Source organism: Sphingomonas colocasiae (assembly GCF_019880585.1).
In the GTDB taxonomy this organism is placed as follows: Bacteria; Pseudomonadota; Alphaproteobacteria; order Sphingomonadales; family Sphingomonadaceae; genus Sphingobium_A; species Sphingobium_A colocasiae.
In genome coordinates this window covers 427,712-446,681 of the sequence record NZ_JAINVV010000011.1, presented here as the reverse complement: position 1 = coordinate 446,681, position 18,970 = coordinate 427,712, and the positions used below count along the sequence as shown (strand labels likewise).

Here is an 18,970-nt window from a genome sequence, read left to right as displayed (position 1 = left end):
GGAGACTGTCCTGCACTAGCGGAACAAAATCAACTCCTCGCCGTCGAACCAAATTCGACGTGGAGGGCCAATCGGGGCAAAATTGACTGCTGTGCGATGATCGCTTTTTGCGCTGGGCGATAGAATGAGGGAGGTTTTCTCAACGGCGACATGAGTGCCGTAGGGTTTATATTGCCCAATATAACGACCGGAGCTCATGATGATAATTCTCTGCCCTCCGTGGATCGCACATTCCGGGCAGGCTGGGGCGAGGCGATATCGATAGTCGTAAATCTGGAAGACATGGCGATCGGCGATGATTTCGCCCACTTTGCTGATCTTCAGATCGTCCCGGCGGCAGTCCAAAGATCCGGAGAAATTGCCGGCCGCCAGAGCGGGTAAAATGCCGCTGCGACAATCGGCATCGTTGGCGGATCGTGCCTGCCCATGACTGGACAGGCAGGCAAGCGCAACGGCAAGCACGGTGAGCGCGACAGGCTTCATTGTGCCGGCATATCATGATCGTGTTTTCGAAACGCCGGCTTTTTGGACTGCCTTTCCAGGAAGCGGGCGACCGGAACTGGGGCGCTTGCTGACTGGCAGGATTCGGAGGTCGTCCACTGCACGCCGAGGGCCGACATTGGGTGGGAAGCGGACGGCCGGCTCGCGGACAAGATCGATCCATAGCGGACCTCGGGCCTATAGCGCGGGGCAGCGCGGCGCCGGAGTGAGGGTGATGTTTTTGTAAGTCAGAGGACGTTGCACGTCGCCGTCGTCGGTATTGATAGTTGCGATTCCTTTGAAGGTGGCCGGGATTCCATTGTCAGGTGAGCCGATGTCTTCCTTTTGCACCGGTCCGTACAGCGTAACGAGTACGAATGCCTGAAGCTCTTTCGGGCTGCTTTGATTGAACCAAGTCGCTCCCTGGCTCCCTCCGCCGGACAATTCACCGCCGGGAGTTGCGCTGCTGCCGGCTTTGATTCTCCATCCGCTGGGTATTCGACATATCGACTGGAAATGGACCCCCCAGGTTTCGAAGTGGAACGCCTCGATACTCTCGGTTTCCTTCAAGGGTATGGAGCCGATAGACAAAAGGTAAGTGCGTGGCTGATCTTCGTGAGAAGGTGCGGTAGCCAGGAGAATCAGCGGAGCAAGCGATTTCATGACCTTATCATTCAACGGCAAGGGCCCGACCGCAACCGAGTTCAGCAGGGCCTAACTTGAACGGCTAAGATTGGCGCACTTCCTGCCCGACCGCTTCCTGGGACGCTTTTCCGATCACGAACGGCGAAGAATGGATGGTTAACAGTCATTGGACAAGGGGCCCATGAACACCTTTCGTTCGGGCTCTCCTTCGCTTCTGAGAAGCATCCACAGCGCTGTTTCAGGGAGCAAGCCCAGCTCTGAGACACGAAGCGGAACAATTGCATCGTCAGCGTGCACCCGATCGGGCCAGTTCCCCCAAACAACCTTTGCCGAGAACTTACGCCCCCTGCATTCGACTTCTACGATGTCGCCAACAATGGGGGCTGGACCATCGAACCGATTTTGATCTTCGCGAAGTTCTCTTTCCGTCACGACCTCGCCCGACTTCAAGGCGATACGTTTAATCCAGTAAACCATGTGCACACGCTAGCATCAGCGACGCAATCGTTCAATGTCCGCAATTTGGGGCGCTTCCTGCCCGACCGCTTCCTGGGACACTTTCCCGATCACGAACGGCGAGGATTGGGTGGTTAGCTGCTGCTTAGCCTCATAGCCTCAAGCTGCTGCACTGCGGCGTCTAATGCTTTGATCTCGCTCGCCGCTTCACGAACCATTTTGTAGAATTTTCTGTACATTACTTTAGGGCAATCATAATATTCAAGTAAAAGTATGTCACCGGCCACATATCTGGACATCAACGTATTGTATCGATCTACAATTTTATTAATCGAATGAGAAATATTATCTAAAATTATCTTGCGAGATGCATTTTCACAAACGCCAGAGGATATATAATATATTTTTTCGTCGAGCAATTTCAGTCTCTCTTCGATATGAACTTGTTCGGACGTAATTTTATATTTTTGCCTCTGAAAATCTACGTCGATATCATTATAATTTTCTGCGGCGAAATAAGGGGTTAGGAGCGCTATCCAGAACAAAAACAGCCGCACGTCAGCCCCCTTTTTGAATCAGACTACGTCATGAGCCAAACGTCCGCAACTGGGCGCTTCCTGCCCGACCGCTTCCAGCAGCGCTTTCCGATCACGAACGGCGAAGAATGGGGTGGGAACCGATCGTTCGCTAATGAGCGAGAACAAAGACCATCAATGCGGTAAAGAACAGCCCCATTATCATGTTCATAAAATAAGCACCGAAGCCTAGCCAAAATCTGATGGGCTGTTCCGCTCTGTCTGCAGACCAGGCGATGCCAATCAGTTTGCCAAACCGCAATGCGTGCTGAACCAGCCACCCGAAGCCAAAGGTGAACATCAGGCAGAAGGTGGCGGTGAAGTAGATCATGCTCCAATCCTAGTAGCATGGTCGCTTCTCGCCAAACCGCTTCCGGTGGTGCATTTCTGATCACGAACGGCGAAGATTGCGGGATTACGGTGACAGGTACAAAAATCCATAATTCTCTCTGGTGATCAACCAGCTAGCAAATATTTAGGGGTTTTTGCACGGGTCACCGTAATCACGCTGCCGGTATCCCTGTCGCATCCGGCTGATGGCGCTGTGGCGATCAGCTCTCGGCTTCGCCGGCCCGCAGGAAGGATGCGATTTCGCGTCCTTCGTCTTCGGTCGTTCCGGCAGAGGCGGGGCGCCCCGCTCTGCGGTACCAATAATCGGCGTTCCCGAGATCGCCTTCGATCCGATGGAGCCAGGCATGAACCCATGCTCCGGGGGCCGTCATGTCGTCCTGAGCGATCGCGTGCGCTTCGTTCCATTCTCCCCGAAGCGCATGTTGAACCGCCCGAAGAAGCGGCGGCTCCTTGCGTGGCGCGTTGTCGTCCGTCATCGCGGCAAGGGGGCGGGCCTATCGCCCGAGAAGCAGGAAATAATCATAGGCCGCGCGGGAGATTTCGGCGATGACGCGTTCCTGGGTCTGGGGTCCCTTGGTGTCGCCCTTCACGAATACCGCGATCGCGAACTGATTGCCGTCCGGCAGCGTCACGAAACCCACATCATTGGCAACGTCCCGCAGGGTGCCCGTCTTGTGCGCGACCATCGTGCCCGGCGGCAACAGCCCCTTCAGGCGCGCCTCGCCGGTGTGGCAGCGCTCCATGATCTCGATCAGCGCCTTTGTGCTCGTCGCGCTCACCGCCTTGCCCGCCCGGATGGCGAGCAGCAGGTTCAGCATCGCTTCGGGCGTGCTGTTGTTGCTCGTGACAAGGTCGAACGGGGTTCCATCGGGGCGGATGCGCCGCGTATCGCGATCGACCTGCATGCCGGTGATCCCGATCGAGCGCAGCCATGCGGTCACTGCCGCCGGGCCGCCGACGGTTTCGGAGAGCACGTTGGTCGCGGTGTTGTCGCTGCGCGTCAGCATCAGTTCGAGCAGATTGTGGACAGACAGCGATACGCCCCGATGCGGCAACTGATCGGCGATCCCGTCGGACGGGACGACCAGCGCGGGATCGACCGTGATCATATGGTCGAGCGTCAGCTTGCCGCTGTCGATCAGCGAGAAGATCGCGCCCGCCACGGAGATCTTGAAGGTGCTCGCCATCGGAAAGCGCGTGCCCGCGTTCAGCGTGATCACGTCGCCCCCGCCGATCCGCTGGATGGCAACGCCGGTGGTGCCGTCGGTCTGCTGCGCAAGGCGCGCGAAACTCTCGACCAGCCGCTGCTTCGCCTGCGCCACATCGATGCTCTTGGAAGCGGCCGGCGCCGCCGCAGCGGCCGGAGATGCGATGGCCAGCATCGCAGCCATGGCGACAAGTGCCGAATTATACCTCATCGAAGCCCCCAGAGTATCGTGACGGACGCCGTGGATCGGTGGCTCGAGTCATCGAGCCGCGACCAACGGCATGGGTACAGTGCCAAAGACGGCGGCGGCTGTCATCCATTCGCGATGCGGCGGGATCGGTGGCGACCGTGCGGAGGGAAGTGAAGGTTATAGCCCGTCGCGGCAGCCGATCTGCTGCCGATGTTGCGGCGACAGGTGCAACCCTAATTTTATCTGGCGATCAACCGGTTGGCGGATTGTATTTAGGGGTTTCTGCGCCTGATACCGTAATCTTCTTCAATTTATCAATTTCGTCGAAAATATATTCGACGATTCCAATAAATCATTCGTTTTTGATTTTTCCATGAGATCGAAAATTTCGCTGCAATCGATAATTCTTGACCATCCAAGAATCAAACTATCATCAACAACCGAAGACTTGACATATTTCGCCATCTGAATTGCAGTAAATACCATTAAAAACTTTGATTCGCTCGTTCTCACAAAAACAGACACGTCTGCCCAACATCCACCGTCGTAGTCATCTTCATATCCTTCAACTACTGGAACATGGATAAACATAACTCTCGCGGCACAATCATTATTTACATGTATATCAAAATAATCTCCGTGCCTTACAACATTGTCACAATCGCACGAATCATGAAATTCAAAAGTCGGTACCCCAAAATACTCGCTGAACCCAGACCAACATTCTACCATTCTATCTGCAAAAGACCCTATGCTGAATTCAGCACAAGGCATTTTCACACCCAGCTCTATTGTCATAAGCCATAGGTCCATCTCTATTCGGCCATCCATCAACGTAACACATATGCTTCGGATCACCGCTGGAATTGTAACCTCTGATAGTGCCCCATTTTCCGCAGGGTCAAGGATAACGCCGCAGGCAATTCACCCCTCATCAGCCTGCCGCCACATGTGCGCGGCCTTGCAGTTACGGTGACAGGTGCAAAAAATCCCTAATTTTTCCGGTGATAGACCGGCTAGTGGATTGAATATTCAAGGGTTTTTGTACATACTGCCGTAATTCTGAACACAAGTGGAAAAGCGGCAAGCTGGTGCGGGATCTCGTAACGCCGTCGCAGCAGCGGGCATTGCTCCAGGCGGCGGAACCGTTCCCCTGGCCTTGACGAGTTCGGCTGCCCATCGTTCGGCATGAGGATTGGGCAGGAGCAGAGGGGGCGGTGTCAGCGTGCGGCCCAACGGGCATTCCTGTTGATCAGCACCGGGCGTTATTCAGCGGATGCGGCGTCCGTCGGAAGGAGATATTCAAGCTCCGTCGCTTCGCGGACGCTTTCGACGCGATTGCCCTCGAACACGACCAGCCAGGTGCATGGCAGATCCACGAAGAGCGGGGCGGGGGCTGCATGTTTCAGCCAGAGGGTGCGGGTGCCTGAAACGAGATAGGCCGGGTGGGCATTGAGCCGGCGGTCGCCCAGTGCATGAATGGCCGTTATCCGGACCGGTTGCCTGTCCTTGCGGCCGTCATTCTCCGTAAAGGACGTGCCGTCTGTGCAATTGCCGCTCTCATAACGGAATGTTGCGTCGTCCCTCCATGCATCCGTAAGCGTTTTCCGGATGACGTCCGGACCCTGTTCGAAATCGTGGAATTCGACGACGGCTTGCGGGGTTTCGCCGTGCGCGGCGGTGGAGATCGCGATCGATGCCGGAATCGCCAGTCGTCCGATCAGCTTCATCGTCGCTGTCCATTTTGCCGCCTGGTGCCGGATCAGATTGCGCAACCTCACCGAAGTTCACCCCCCTCCGCCCGCCATGTCGCGACGAACACGTCGCGGCAGGCCGGCATGGTCGCGTCGATCGGGCGGATCGGCGTCACGCCGTGCATCACCCGGTGATCGTCGAGTAGCACGGCGTCGCCCGGCGCCGCCAGGGTGAAGCGGTCGATCTCCGGCCGGCCGTCGATCTGGATCTCGGTCACGCCCTCAGCGGCGTTCTGCCGATCGATCAGCATCACCAGCACCCAATCGACGCCGTCGCGGTGCATGCCCTCCGGCGTGGGGCGGCCCGGTTCCCGCGCCGTGGCCTCGATCCGGAACTGGTGCAGCTCGACATGCCAATGCACAGCCCCGGCCCTGGCTTCGGCGGCTTCGAAGACGGCTGTCGCGCCGCGCAGCAGCCGCCGCATCATCGGGCTTTCGACGATGGCGTCGTCCATCGGTTCGAACCAGCGCTGAATGTCTCCATTGAGCCGGTTATAGTCGCGGCTCTGGAAATGGGGCTGGTGCGGCTTGCGCATGATCGCGTCGGGCGCGATCGCCAGGGCGGCGTGCCGACGCCGGCGATAGCGGCCGCCATCGGCCATGTAGCGATCGAGGCCGAGCCGATCCCATGAGCCCGCAAAGTCCGTCCAGTCCGGATCCGGGCCGGGCGCGGGCAGCCAATCGATCGTGCCGGGCGCCGGACGGACGAAGCCCCGCGCGGCAAGCTCCGGGGCGAGGGAAGGGGTGGCGACCCCAATGTTCATCGATGGCCGAGACACGGCATGATCCTCAAATCGACAGCGGCTCCGATATCGAAGCGGCGCGCCATCATACAGGAACGCGCGCGGCCGGATCATGGCCGGTCGTCGCAACTTGGACTTGAGGGGCGGGGCGGCGCCTGGTTGGCCGATCATCTTGCCTGATGGCTGAAGCGGCGGCTGACCGCGAGACATTGTGCCGGTATCGGATCGCCGTGCCCCGGCAATGACGCTTCGATTTTGCCGGCGACGGCGTTAAGGGGGGCTCTCCAGGCTTGGAGGGTTGATCAGATCAACCCTCCAGCTTCTTGTTTTATCGTGATTTCCGAGTCGTCAGATGATGTCATCTGACTGGAAATCTCTCCAATCGCCGAAAGTTCCGCATGACCTCTCCCGCCGATCTCGCCGTCCGCATGCGCCGCGCCGCGTTCAATCGCGCGCTGGCGGATGGCGATCTGGCGGCGATCGGGCCGATCCTGGCGCCGGATGCGGTGCTCGTCACCGGCACAGACAGCGCCGTCCTGTCCGGCCGCAAGGGGCAGTTGCAGGCGTGGAAGCGCGAATTCGCTGCTTCCGCGCGGGCGATCTACACGCGCACGCCCGAGAGCATCCTGGTCTCCCCGGTCGAGCCCATCGCGATGGAACATGGCCAATGGCAGGGCGTGTCCGCCGCCGACGGCCGGATGCTGGCATCCGGCGCCTATAGCGCCAAATGGCGCGAGAGCCGGGGGGAATGGGTGCTGGAGGCCGAAATCTTCCTCACGCTCGCCTGAATCCGGTCCGGTCGCGTATCGTGCGATGGGCCGGGCATCGTCGCAAGGATCGTCACCGTCATGAAACTCCGCCCCGTCCTGTCCATCCTGCCGCTGGCCCTGTTCGCGGCGGCGCCCGTATCCGCCGCGCAGGACGAGGAGGAGGCCGTCGATCCCGCCAGCCACACGCTGGCGGAGATCATCGCCTGCGAATTGCCCGATGTGCCGACATGGAACGGCTTCGCGCTCTGGTTCTATGACAATGCGGAGGCGCGGCGGCATTACGGCATGACGCCGGTGAAGGGCGACAATCCCTTCCTCTCCGAATATCGGCTCGCCACGCCGATCGCGATATTCGGCCGCACGACCGATCGGGTGGCGTTCAGCAGTTCGGGGCTGATGGCGGTGCTGTCCGGCGTGACGCCGCAGGCGCTGGCGAAGGAACTGGATGTGCCCCCGGTGATCGACGCGCCCGGCAAGTTCATGGGCGAACGCATGGTGACGGAAGCGGCGTTCGACGGCGGATCGGAGGCGTTCCAGGGCACCACGCGCATCTCGCTCAACGTCTCCACCGTCACCACGCATCCGGGCAAGGTGCTGGCGGGATGCAGCTACAGGATCGACATGAAGGAATAAGAGTCGGTTTGGGAAATGTGCGGAAGAGCACATTTCCATGACCGCACCGCCCTACACACGCATTCCAACGATGCTTCGCATCGCCGGAACCTTGGCCTGTTGCGCCCGCTCCCCCACCCGGCCTCCCCGAAGATACTGCCGTTGGGAGGCCGGGTGGGGGCGGGGGCCCCCCCCCCCCCCCCCCCCCCCCCCCCGCCCCCGGGGGGGGGGGGGGGGGGGGGGGGGCGCGGCCGCAACAGGCCTCAGGGCCCGCATCGCCGGCACGAGCAGGAGAAATAATGAGGGTGAGACTCCCCCGGTCTCGCCCTTGTGCAGCTTATTTTCGCCGAAGCCGCGCGGGTGATTGCAACAGTGTAACATCGCGTCTTATGGAGGGCGCCATGAAAAAGGCATGGCTCCTCGCACCGCTTGCGCTGCTGCTTCTCGGCAATGGCGCACCCTCCACCGATTACAGCGCGCGCGTCGCGGCGATCCTGAAGAAGACGCCGCTGATCGACGGCCATAACGACTGGCCGGAAACGATGCGCGAGCGCGAGGGCGATGCCCGCTGGACGCTCGACCTGCGCGAGGGCTGGGACAAGAAGCCGGTTCCCTACAACACCGATATCTCGCTGCTGCGCAAGGGCATGGTGGGCGGCCAGTTCTGGTCGGTCTATGTTTCCGCGAACCTGCCCGGGCTGGAACAGGTGATGGAAACGCTCCAGCAGATCGATCTCGTCAAGAACATCGTCGCGCGTTACCCCAATGATTTCGCGCTGGCGCGCACCGCCGCCGACGTTCGCCGCATCCACGCATCGGGGCGCATCGCATCGATGATCGGCGTCGAGGGCGGCGGCCAGATCAACGGCGATCTCTCGATCCTGCGCACCTATGCGGAACTGGGCGCGGGCTATCTGACGCTCAGCCATTCGCGCACCATCGAATGGGCGGATTCCGCCACCGACAATCCCAAGCATGGCGGGCTCACCCCGTTCGGCGAAGCCGTGGTGCACGAACTCAATCGCCTGGGCATGCTGGTCGACCTGAGCCATGTCAGCGAAGAGACGATGCAGGACGCGCTGCGTATCTCGAAGGCGCCGGTCATCTATTCGCATTCGGGCGCGCGCGCGCTTTCGGATCATCCGCGCAACGTGTCCGACGAGACGTTGCGCCTGGTCGCGAAGAATGGCGGCGTGGTGATGGTGAACTATGCGCCATTCTATGTCACCGAGGCGTTCCGCCGCTGGGATGCCGAGCGTGGTGCCGAGCGGGCGCGGCTGAACATGCCGCCGTTCGGCGGGCTGTTCATCGGCCAGCCCGAAAAGGCCAAGGCCGCGATGGACGAATGGATGCGGAAGAATCCGCCGCCCAAGGTGACGCTGAACGACGTCGCCGACCATATCGATCATATCGCCAAGGTGGCGGGCGTCGATCATGTCGGGCTTGGGTCCGATTTCGACGGCACCGGCAACGAACTGCCCGAAGGGCTGGGGGACGCCAGCACCTATCCCGCGCTGATGGCCGAACTGCTCCGCCGCGGCTGGAAGGATGCGGATGTCGCCAAGGTCGCGGGCGGCAATGTGCTGCGCGCGATGGAAGGCGCCGAAAAGGCGGCGGCGGCGATGAAGAACGAACTGCCGGTAACCACCCAGCTCAAATAGGGCGCGGGGCTTTGCCGGGGTGCGATGAGCGGCGCTCGTCGCACGCCGGCATGATCCGGGCTATGATCCGGCGGGTGGTTCCGCCCCGGCCCGGGCGGCGGCGTGATGCTTCGCCGCCGCGTCCAGCCCGGCCATCGCGAACCGGTGGAGGTGATCCGCCAGCAATTCGGGCGCCAGCGGCGGCATGCCTTCGGGAATGAGCGCGCCGCGCGTCATGATCAGCATCGCGCAGGGGGCGGCGGTGCTGAGGAAGCAATGGAACAGCGCCGGCTCGCCCATCGGAATGCCGGTGATCTCGCTGATCAGCGACAGGACGATGCCGAGCTTGGGCAGCACCTCGTTCTGGCGCAGCACCACGAAATGCGATGATGGCGACGCCAGTTCGCGCAGCAGCACCCGGCTGCTCCAATGTTCGGTGCGCACGACGACGGAAACGAGCATGTCGAGCAGCATGCGCAGCTTGCGCGGCGCGGGCAGGTCCAGCGCGGCGATCTCCTCCAGCGCGTCGCGGCTGACGATCCGGCGGTGCGCCTCGATCAGGACGGCGCGGTACAGAGCGTCGCGGCCGCCGAAATGATAGTTGATCGATGCGAGATCGGCGGCGGCGTGCGCGGCGATCGCCTTTCCCGTGGTTTCCCCATATCCGTTGGCGGCGAACAATTCGCCCGCGCTCTCCAGCAGGCGCGCGCGCGTTTCCTCTCCATCGGAGCGGAGTGCGCGCCTTGGCCTGGCCATGATCCTCCCTCCCTCGAACGTGCCCGGGCCACCCGTCGGGCACCGGCGCCTGCCCGTTTCAAAAACCGCTCTGGACGTTAAATCATATTTAGACTAAATGCAATTTGAACTTGCCGCGGCGGCATGCCGGGCGCGGGCTGCGGAGTGCCGGAATGAGCAGGTTTCAAGCATCGCGCGGAAAAGTGGGAACCGGTTTTCCGCAAGAGCGATGCGACGACGGATCAGCATCGCGCGGAAAAGTGGAATCCGGTTTTCCGCAAAAGCGATGCGATGAGTTCAGAGCATCGCGCGGAAAAGTGGGAACCGGTTTTCCGCAAAAGCGATGCGACGACGGATCCATATCGCGCGGAAAAGTGCGAACCGGCTTTCGCGCCGCCCGCCGCAATGTCTTCGGCATCGCGCTGCTGTCGCTGCTCGTCGTCGGGTGCGGCGGCCGGAACGGCGACGACGATCGCCTGGAACTGACCGGGAATGTCGATGTCCGCCAGGTGTCGCTCGCCTTCGAGCAGACCGGGCGGATCGCGGAGCTGGGCGCGCAGGAAGGCGATATGGTGAAGGCGGGGGCGGTTCTCGGCCTGCTCGATACCGTGACGCTGAAGCTGCAGGCGGAAGAAGCGAAGGCGCGGGTGGAGGTGCAGGAACAGAGCCTGCGCCGCCTGCGCAACGGATCGCGCCCGCAGGAGATCGCGCAGGCCGCGGCGCGGCTCGCCTCGGCCGAGGCGGAGGCGCGGCGGGCCGCCGACGAACTCGCGCGGCTGCAGGGCATCGCCGGGGATACGCAGGGCCGGGGTGTTGCCGGCCGGGATATGGATGCCGCCCGGAAACAGGCGGCTGCCGCCAATGCCGCCGTTCGCGAGCAGGCCGCGGCGCTCAGCCTTGCCAGGCAGGGGCCGCGCAGCGAGGATGTCGCGGGCGGCGCCGCGCAACTGGGGGCGGCGCGCGCGCAGCTTGCGCTGCTCCAGCACCAGATCGGCCAGGGCGTGCTGCGCGCGCCGGTTGACGGCGTGATCCGCGCGCGACTGCTGGAGCCGGGCGACATCGCCTCTCCGCAGAAACCGGTGTTCGAAATCGCGCGGGTCCGCCCCAAATGGGTGCGCGCCTATGTCGAGCAGCCCGATCTCGGCCGCATCCGCCCCGGCATGGCCGCCGGCATCGTCAGCGACAGCCAGCCCGACCGGCCGATCGCGGGCCGCATCGGCTATATCTCGTCGGTGGCCGAATTCACGCCCAAGACGGTGCAGACCCAGGAATTGCGCGCCAGCCTGGTCTATGAAATCCGGGTGACGGTGGACGATCCGGACAACCGGCTGCGGCTGGGCCAGCCCGTCACCGTCCGGATCGACCTGGCCGGCCCGAAAAAGTGAGCGCACCCGACCCGACGGTCGCGATCCAGGGCTTGATCAAGCGTTTCGACGCGCCCGACGGCACGCCCTTCGATGCGGTCGACGCGGTTTCGCTGACCGTGCGGGCCGGCGAGCTGACCGCGCTGGTGGGGCCGGACGGCGCGGGAAAGACCAGCCTGATGCGCATGATGGCCGGGCTGCTCAGCCCCGATGCCGGCACGCTTTCGGTGCTGGGCATCGATGTGCGCGCCGATCCGCAATCGGTGCAGGATCGGATCAGCTACATGCCGCAGCGCTTCGGCCTGTACGAGGATCTGAGCGTCCAGGAAAATCTCGACCTCTATGCCGATCTCCACGGCGTTCCGCAGGCGGTGCGCCGCGAACGCTTCGGCCGGATGCTGGAGATGACGGACATGGCGCGCTTCACGGCGCGGCCGGCGGGCAAGCTTTCGGGCGGCATGAAGCAGAAGCTGGGGCTGGCCTGCACGCTGGTGCGATCGCCCGATCTGCTGCTGCTCGACGAACCCAGCGTGGGCGTCGATCCGCTGTCGCGCCGCGACCTGTGGAAGATCATCGAACAGTTGATCGCCGACGAACGATTGAGCGTGATCGTGAGCACCGCCTATATGGACGAGGCGGAACGCTGCGCGCAGGTGTTCGTGCTCAATCGCGGCAGGCTGCTGGCCGAAGGATCGCCGGAGGCGCTGCGCCGCCGTGCGGAGGGGCTGACCTATGTCGCCGAACCGGTGGCGGGCCTGCCGCCGCGCGACGTGCAGGCGCGGCTGATCGACGATCCCGGCAGTATCGTCGATGCCGTGCCGAAGGGCGGGCGCATCTGGTTCATCCGCCGGCCCGAAACGGACGAGGCCGCGCTCCGCGCGCTGCTGCCCGATACGCGCTTCGCACCGCGCGCGCCCGAACTGGAAGATGCCTTCATGCTGCTGCTGCACGCGCATGAGGATGGAGACGGAACCGGCGGCACGGGCACGCCGGCGCACGAAGCGGCCGGGCGGGACGGCGGCGGAGACATACAGGCGGACGACGATGCGCCGGTGATCGTCGTGCGCGATCTCGTGCGCAGGTTCGGCGATTTCACGGCGGTGGCCAGCACATCCTTCGACGTGCATCGCGGCGAGATCTTCGGCCTGCTCGGCCCCAACGGCGCGGGCAAGACCACCACCTTCCGCATGTTGTGCGGGCTGCTGCCGGCGACGAGCGGCCATCTGGAGGTGGCGGGGCGGGATCTGCGCACGGCGCGCGCGCAGGCGCGGGCGCGCATCGGCTATGTCTCCCAGAAATTCGCGCTCTACGCCAATCTCTCCGTCCGCGAGAATCTCGATTTCTTCGCGGGCGCCTATGGATTGAGCGGCGCGCGCGCGCAGGATCGCATCGGCGCGGTGATCGATCAGTTCCAGCTCGATCCCAGGGCGCCGAGCGGCATCCTGCCCACCGGCTACAAGCAGCGGCTGGCGATGGCGGCGGGGCTGCTGCACGAACCCGAGATCCTGTTCCTGGACGAACCGACCAGCGGCATCGATCCGCTGGCCCGGCGCGCCTTCTGGCGGACGATCACCGCGCTCGCCCGATCGGGCGTCACCATCGTCGTCACCACGCATTTCATGGAAGAGGCCGAATATTGCGATCGCATCGCGATCCAGGATGCCGGCCGGATGCTGGCGCTGGGCACGCCCGCCGAAGTGCGCGCGCAGGCGGGCGGCGATGCGGCGGACATGAACGCCGCCTTCATCGCGATCGTCGAGCAGGGGCGCGTCGACGATCGGCAGGACAGGCACGCGGCATGAGCGGGCGATCGGGCTTCCACACGCGCCTGATCGCGCTCACCCGCAAGGAGACGCGGCAATTGCTGCGCGATCGCAGCAACCTGCTCGTCGGCCTGTTGCTGCCCTTCGCGCTGATCCTGCTGTTCGGTTACGGCCTGTCCTTCGATGTCGAGAATGCGCCGGTCGCGGTGGTGCTGGAGGATCGATCGCCCGGCGCGCGCGATATCGTCGCGGGGCTGGACGGTTCGCCCTATCTGGCGCCGGTGATGGTGGCGAGCATGGCGGATGCGGAGGCGCTGATGCGCGCCAGGAAGGTGGACGGGATCGTCCGCCTGCCTGTCGATTTCTCCGCCGCCCGCGCGGCCGGCGACGGGCGCGTGCAACTGATCGTCAATGGCGCGGACTCGACGACGGCGACCGCGATCGAGGGCTATGTGAACGGCGCGCTCCAGACGGCGTCGCTGCACGCGGCGGATCGCGCGGGCGTAGGCGCGCGGGGCGGCGTGACGCTGGTGCAGCGCACCTGGTTCAACGAAGCCGGCAACAGCCGCTGGTATCTGGTGCCGGGGCTGCTGGTGCTGGTGATGACGCTGATCGGCGCCTTTCTCACTTCCTTGCTGATCGCGCGCGAATGGGAACGCGGCACGCTGGAATCGCTGTTCGTCACGCCGGTGCGACCGACGGAGATCGTGCTGTCCAAACTGGCGCCCTATGCCGTGATCGGCGCGATCGACGTGGTGATCTGCCTGATCTGCGCGCGCTTCATGTTCGACGTGCCGATCCGCGGATCGCTGCTGCTGATCATCTTCGCATCCTTGCTCTATCTGATCGTTTCGCTGCTGCTGGGGCTGTTCATATCGGGTGCGACGCGCAACCAGTTCGCGGCGAGCCAGATGGCGCTGCTCGCCAGTTTCATGCCCGCGATGATGCTGTCCGGCTTCGTCTTCGACCTGCGCAACGTGCCGCTCGCCATCCAGATCATCGCGCAGGCGCTGCCGGCCACGCATTTCATGCAGCTGGTGAAGACGCTGTTCCTGGCGGGCACGATCTGGCCGATCGTGATCAAGAGCTGCGCGATATTGGCGGCCTATGCCGTGCTGCTGGCCGTGCTGACCCGGCGCACGCTCGCCAAGCGGCTTGATTGACCGGCGATGGCCGCGTTCCTCCCCATGCTCGTTCCGATCCTGGCGCTGATCCGCAAGGAGATACTGGCGCTCGTCAAGGATCCGGCGAACCGCACCATCCTGTTCGCGCCGGCGCTGATCCAGGCGCTGCTGTTCGGCTATGGCGCGACCTATGATCTCACCCGCGTGCCCTATGCCGTGGTCGACCAGAGCCGCAGCGCGGCATCGGGCGAGTTCCTGGCGCGGCTCGACGGCACCGGGGTGTTCAGGCGCAAGGCGACGCTGGCGTCGAACGACCAGATCGCGGACCTGGTCGACAATGGCGACGTGCTGCTGGCACTGAGCATTCCCGCCGATTTCGAACGGCGGCTGTCGGCGGGCGAGACCGCGCCGATCCAGGTGATACTCGATGGCCGCAACAGCTCCACCGCGGGCGCGGCGGCGGGGCAGATCGGCACGATCGCCGCCGATTACGCGGCGTCGCGCGGGGGCGCCCCGCCGATCGTGGTGGAGCGGCGCGCCTGGTACAATCCCAATCTGGAATCGCGCTGGACGCTGATGCCCGCGCTGATCGCGGCGCTCAGCCTGATGCAGACGCTGCTGATCGCGGCGCTTTCGGTCGCGCGCGAACGCGAACAGGGGACGTTCGATCAATTGCTGGTGACGCCGCTGACCCCGATCCAGATCCTGATCGGCAAGGCGCTGCCCTCGATCATGGTCGGGCTGATCCAGTCCACCATCATCCTGCTGATCATCCGTTTCTGGTTCCAGATCCCGATGAACGGATCCTATGGACTGCTTTATCTGGGCCTGGTCAGCTTCACCGGCGCCGGTGTCGGGCTGGGCCTGTCGATCTCGGCGGTGTCGCTGACGATGCAGCAGGCCATGCTCTACACCTTCCTGATCATCATGCCGCTGATGCTGCTTTCCGGGCTGCTCACCCCGGTGCACAACATGCCCGAGCTGCTGCAGATCCTGACCTATATCAATCCGCTGCGCTGGGGCATCGACCTGGTTCGCCGCGTCTATCTGGAAGGGGCCGGATTCACCGATATCTGGTTCGATTTCGTGCCGTTGCTGGTGATGATGGCGGTCACGCTGCCGCTCGCCGCCTGGCTCTTCCGCCACCGCCTGTCGTGAGAGGCAAGATCATGCCCGTCCCGCCATATGCCCTTCGCTCCGCGCCGCTGATCGCGATGGCGCTTGCCGGCTGCACCGTCGGCCCGAACCACATCCCCCCCGAAACGGCGGCGCCGGCGGACTGGTCGAGCTGGCGCAGCGGCGATGCGAGCCTGCGCCTGCCCGTCGCCAGCGATGCGACCCTGCCGCCGGACTGGTGGCGCGCCTTCAACGATCCGGTTCTGGACGATCTCCAGCAGCGCGCGGTGGCGGCAAGCCCCGATCTGAGAACGGCGGCGCTTCATGTCGCCCAGGCGCGCGTCCAGCGCGGCGCGACGGCGGCGGCGGGATTGCCGGCGATCAATGCGGGCGCGGGCGTCACCCGCCAGCGGCAGAGCGAGAATGGCGCGGGCACGCGCCTGCTCGACGTCGTCTCCGGCAATTCGGGCGGCGACCGCGATACCCTGGCCAAGCTGCTCGCCGAACCCTTCACCCTGTATCAGGGCGGTCTGGACGCGGCGTGGGAGATCGATCTGTGGGGCAAGGTGCGCCGCTCGCTCGAGGCGGCCGATGCTGATCTGGCCGAACGCGCGGCGCTGCTCGCCCAGGCCCGGCTGACGCTGGCGAGCGACGTGACGCGCACCTATCTGGAATTGCGCGCGACGCAGCGCAAGATCGCGATGACGCGGCAGGATATCGCGGCGCTGGAGTCGCGCGCGGGCATCGTCGCGGCGCAGGTGCGGCGCGGGCAGGGCACGCATCTCGACATCGACCGCCAGCAATCCGAACTTCAGGGGCTGCGGGCATCGCTGCCGGATCTGCTCGCGCAGGAGGGGGCACAGGCCAGCCAGCTCGGCCTGCTGCTTGGCGAGCGGCCGGGGGCGCTGGCGGACCTTTTGAAGCCCGCCGATGCGACGGCGGCGGCCGCCTTGCCCGACATCGCGCTCGGCCTGCCGTCCGAACTGGCGCTGCGCCGTCCCGACATCCGCGCCGCCGAGGCGCGCCTGCACGGGGCGACCGCGCGGATCGGCGTCGCCACCGCCGATCTTTATCCCAGCATCCGGCTGGGCGGCGGGTTCAACCTGGAATCCTACAAGGCGAACAGCCTGTTCGACTGGGCCAGCCGCAGCTGGTCGATCGGCCCGAGCATCGACTTGCCGATCTTCGACGGCGGCAGGCGCCGGCGCGTCGTGCAACTGCGCGAACTGGAACAGCGCGAGGCGGCGGTCGCCTATCAGAAGACGGTGCTACGGGCCTGGCAGGAGATCGGCGACGCGCTGAACGGCTATGCCGCCGAACGGCAGCGCAACGCGGCGCTGCGCGAGAAAGTGACCACCAGCCGCGACGCGCTCGACCTGGCATCGGCGCGCTATCGCGGCGGTATCACCACCTATCTGGAGGTGATCGACGCGCAGCGCGGCTGGATCCAGTCGACGCGCGACCTGGCCGACAGCGATGCGCGCATCGGCACGCGCTATGCCGCGATCAACAAGGCGATCGGCAACGCGCCCGCGCTTGCGGACGGCGACATGGGGCAGGGCGACGGGCTGGAGCAGGGCGGCCGGTGAGCCGGCGCCGGCCGATGTCGCGATCCGGGATGCGCCTGGCATCGCTGCTGCTGTTCGTCGCGGCGGGCGGGTGCGCGAAATGGCCGGAACGGCCGCAGGTGACCGCCGCCGCGCAGGCCGCCGCGCAGGTGCCGGGGTTCGGATCGATCCGGCATTGGGCGGATGCGCCGCTGTCCGACTGGAGCGAGTGGCGCGCCGCCTGGCTTGCGGACCGCGCGGCCGCGGGCATCCGTACGCGGCCCGCATTGCTTGCCATATCGAGCGGATCGGACAAGGGGGCGTTCGGCGCCGGCTATCTGGCGGGCTGGACGGCGCGCGGCGACCGCCCCGAATTCGCGGTGGTGACCGGCGTCAGCACGGGCGCGCTGATCGCGCCCTTCGCGTTTCTCGGGCCGCGCCATGACGCGACGCTCCGCGAACTCTACACGTCGATCAGCGCCAGGGACATTTATCGCGCGCGCCTGGTGTCTGGCCTGGCCGGCGGGCCATCCTTTGCCGATTCCCGGCCGCTCGAACGTCTCATCGCCCGGCATGTCACCACGCAACTGCTCGATCGCATCGCGGCGGAGCATCGACGGGGGGCGACGGCTGCTGATCGCCACCACCAATCTGGACGCGGGCCGCGCCGTGATATGGGATCTGGGCGCGATCGCGGCCAGCCCGTCCACCGCCCGGCTGGCGCTTGCCCGCCGGATCCTGCTGGCGTCGGCAAGCATTCCCGCGCTGTTCCCGCCGGTGTTGATCGACGTCGCCGATGGCGCGCGGCATTTTGCCGAGATGCATGTCGACGGCGGGACCGTCGGCAGCGTGTTCGGCGTGCCGCCGGCGATCGTCTGGGACGATGCGGACGGCGTGGCGGCGCCCGCCGGCGCCTCGCTCACCATCCTTTATAACGGCAAGCTCGCCCGGACGTACAAGGTCGTCCGGCCCAGGGCCTTCGCCATCGCGGGGCGTGCGCTCGACACGCTGATCAACGAAGCCGATCGCGAGCGGATCCGATCCTATCGCCGCTTCGCGGAGGATCATGCGATCGCGTTCGACATGGTGACGGTGGACGAGGATTATCCGCTGTCGGATGGCAGGCTGTTCGATCCGGCGCAGATGCGGGCGCTGTTCGAACAGGGGCTGCGCCAGGCGGAGCGGCGCCCCGCCGATGGGCCGTCGCCGGGGCGCCGCGATCAATAGATCTCGTGCCATTTCTCCACTTCGGAGGAACTGTTGGCCAGGCCGAAGCAGATGAGCCCCGGCCGGGTGGCGGAGGCGTCGCCCCTGACCAGGCGATATTCGAGGCGCCGGCAGCGGAAACCGTCCACGCTCTCCTCGGCGAGCACTGTCAGCGTGCCCTTCGACGCCCGGCCTTGCCAGTTGTGCGTGTGGCCCACCGGCCAGCTTCCGGCGCGCGCGGCGCGCTCGTTATATTTGCCGCTATACTGGTCATAGGCGAATTTCGGCCGGCCATCGAGATCGATGCCGCCTTCGCAATCATTGCAGCTGACTTCGCCGAACCTGTTGTACGCGGTCTTCTGCGCCTCGACATCGGGGGGTGTGCGCAGACTGTCGATATAGCGCGCAGCGGCGGGCGCCGCCCTGGCAGGGCCGGCGGGGCCGACCGGTTCGGATGCGGCGGGCGCGGCGGCCGGCGCCGCTTCGCGCCTGTCCTTGGCCTTGCGCCCGCGCGGCGATCCCCTGGCGGCGGACTCGCCGATCGTCTCGGCGGTCCGTTCCGCCTTGTCCAGCGCGCGGTCGGCAAGGCGTTTCAGAAAGCCCTGGGCCTGCGCGCCCTGGCTCGTCGCCAGAAGCGCGGCGGCGACGGCCGCCATCGGGATCGCATGTCGCATGAACGGGGTCCTGTCGTT

General features: G+C 64.6%; 19 protein-coding genes and 1 pseudogene. 10 read left to right on the top strand and 10 right to left on the bottom strand.

From position 1 onward, the window contains the following. Positions 1–15 precede the first annotated feature (15 nt). From K7G82_RS23690 to K7G82_RS23655, 8 genes are all read right to left on the bottom strand, one after another. Entirely contained in the window at positions 16–483 is a 468-nt protein-coding gene (locus K7G82_RS23690) for a hypothetical protein (protein WP_222992419.1), read from the bottom strand. A gap of 195 nt (positions 484–678) precedes the next feature. Further along, positions 679–1,143 carry a hypothetical protein gene (locus tag K7G82_RS23685; RefSeq protein WP_222992418.1) on the bottom strand — a complete coding sequence of 155 codons (465 nt, stop codon included), beginning with the start codon at positions 1,141–1,143 and terminating at the stop codon, positions 679–681. A 572-nt stretch (positions 1,144–1,715) separates the two neighbouring features. After that, positions 1,716–2,138 carry a hypothetical protein gene (locus K7G82_RS23680; RefSeq protein ID WP_222992417.1) on the bottom strand — a complete coding sequence of 141 codons (423 nt, stop codon included), beginning with the start codon at positions 2,136–2,138 and terminating at the stop codon, positions 1,716–1,718. 130 nt (positions 2,139–2,268) lie between these two features. Continuing rightward, on the bottom strand, positions 2,269–2,487 hold the full coding sequence (locus K7G82_RS23675; protein ID WP_222992416.1) for a hypothetical protein: 219 nt from the start codon (positions 2,485–2,487) through the stop codon (positions 2,269–2,271). Positions 2,488–3,001: 514 nt separating this feature from the next. Further along, positions 3,002–3,925: a class A beta-lactamase gene (gene bla / locus K7G82_RS23670; protein ID WP_222992415.1), complete on the bottom strand. Its 924-nt coding sequence runs from the start codon at positions 3,923–3,925 to the stop codon at positions 3,002–3,004. A 285-nt stretch (positions 3,926–4,210) separates the two neighbouring features. Beyond that, on the bottom strand, positions 4,211–4,702 hold the full coding sequence (locus K7G82_RS23665; protein WP_222992414.1) for a hypothetical protein: 492 nt from the start codon (positions 4,700–4,702) through the stop codon (positions 4,211–4,213). 467 nt (positions 4,703–5,169) lie between these two features. Next, on the bottom strand, positions 5,170–5,634 hold the full coding sequence (locus tag K7G82_RS23660) for a hypothetical protein (protein WP_222992413.1): 465 nt from the start codon (positions 5,632–5,634) through the stop codon (positions 5,170–5,172). Positions 5,635–5,681: 47 nt separating this feature from the next. Continuing rightward, a complete protein-coding gene (locus tag K7G82_RS23655) occupies positions 5,682–6,437 on the bottom strand; it encodes a 2OG-Fe dioxygenase family protein (RefSeq protein WP_343228631.1) in 756 nt (251 codons plus the stop codon). A gap of 362 nt (positions 6,438–6,799) precedes the next feature. Between K7G82_RS23655 and K7G82_RS23650 the strand changes: the two genes are divergently transcribed. The 3 genes from K7G82_RS23650 (at position 6,800) to K7G82_RS23640 (ending at position 9,444) form a co-directional block, all read left to right on the top strand. Further along, positions 6,800–7,189 (top strand): nuclear transport factor 2 family protein, encoded by a 390-nt coding sequence (locus tag K7G82_RS23650; protein WP_222992412.1) that lies wholly within the window; start codon positions 6,800–6,802, stop codon positions 7,187–7,189. A gap of 60 nt (positions 7,190–7,249) precedes the next feature. Further along, positions 7,250–7,804 (top strand): hypothetical protein, encoded by a 555-nt coding sequence (locus K7G82_RS23645; protein ID WP_222992411.1) that lies wholly within the window; start codon positions 7,250–7,252, stop codon positions 7,802–7,804. A gap of 380 nt (positions 7,805–8,184) precedes the next feature. After that, on the top strand, positions 8,185–9,444 hold the full coding sequence (locus K7G82_RS23640) for a dipeptidase (protein WP_222992410.1): 1,260 nt from the start codon (positions 8,185–8,187) through the stop codon (positions 9,442–9,444). Between the two features lie 60 nt (positions 9,445–9,504). Here the strand turns inward: K7G82_RS23640 and K7G82_RS23635 are convergent, their stop codons facing one another. Next, complete coding sequence (locus K7G82_RS23635; RefSeq protein WP_246623804.1) at positions 9,505–10,179, bottom strand: TetR/AcrR family transcriptional regulator; 675 nt, start codon at positions 10,177–10,179, stop codon at positions 9,505–9,507. Between the two features lie 353 nt (positions 10,180–10,532). Between K7G82_RS23635 and K7G82_RS23630 the strand changes: the two genes are divergently transcribed. The 7 genes and pseudogenes from K7G82_RS23630 to K7G82_RS29935 all read left to right on the top strand — a co-directional run bounded on the left by K7G82_RS23630 (position 10,533) and on the right by K7G82_RS29935 (position 18,299). Then, positions 10,533–11,543, top strand: coding sequence for an HlyD family secretion protein (locus tag K7G82_RS23630; RefSeq protein WP_343228630.1), 1,011 nt, complete (start codon positions 10,533–10,535; stop codon positions 11,541–11,543). Further along, complete coding sequence (locus K7G82_RS23625; RefSeq protein ID WP_222992408.1) at positions 11,540–13,324, top strand: ATP-binding cassette domain-containing protein; 1,785 nt, start codon at positions 11,540–11,542, stop codon at positions 13,322–13,324. The genes K7G82_RS23630 and K7G82_RS23625 overlap by 4 nt, the downstream gene beginning before the upstream one ends. Next, positions 13,321–14,448 carry an ABC transporter permease gene (locus tag K7G82_RS23620; protein ID WP_222992407.1) on the top strand — a complete coding sequence of 376 codons (1,128 nt, stop codon included), beginning with the start codon at positions 13,321–13,323 and terminating at the stop codon, positions 14,446–14,448. The genes K7G82_RS23625 and K7G82_RS23620 overlap by 4 nt, the downstream gene beginning before the upstream one ends. 6 nt (positions 14,449–14,454) lie before the next feature. Further along, a complete protein-coding gene (locus K7G82_RS23615) occupies positions 14,455–15,567 on the top strand; it encodes an ABC transporter permease (protein WP_222992406.1) in 1,113 nt (370 codons plus the stop codon). An 11-nt stretch (positions 15,568–15,578) separates the two neighbouring features. Continuing rightward, the gene (locus K7G82_RS23610) at positions 15,579–17,114 is read left to right on the top strand and encodes an efflux transporter outer membrane subunit (protein WP_222992405.1); all 1,536 of its coding nucleotides are present in this window, start codon (positions 15,579–15,581) and stop codon (positions 17,112–17,114) included. A 14-nt stretch (positions 17,115–17,128) separates the two neighbouring features. Continuing rightward, positions 17,129–17,635 (top strand): annotated as a pseudogene (locus tag K7G82_RS30340) (patatin-like phospholipase family protein); the annotation flags it as partial. A gap of 10 nt (positions 17,636–17,645) precedes the next feature. Continuing rightward, positions 17,646–18,299 carry a patatin-like phospholipase family protein gene (locus K7G82_RS29935; RefSeq protein WP_246623803.1) on the top strand — a complete coding sequence of 218 codons (654 nt, stop codon included), beginning with the start codon at positions 17,646–17,648 and terminating at the stop codon, positions 18,297–18,299. Here K7G82_RS29935 and K7G82_RS23595 read toward each other — a convergent pair. Further along, complete coding sequence (locus K7G82_RS23595; RefSeq protein ID WP_222992402.1) at positions 18,293–18,952, bottom strand: hypothetical protein; 660 nt, start codon at positions 18,950–18,952, stop codon at positions 18,293–18,295. The two genes, K7G82_RS29935 and K7G82_RS23595, sit on opposite strands and share 7 nt — an antisense overlap. Positions 18,953–18,970: the final 18 nt, after the last annotated feature.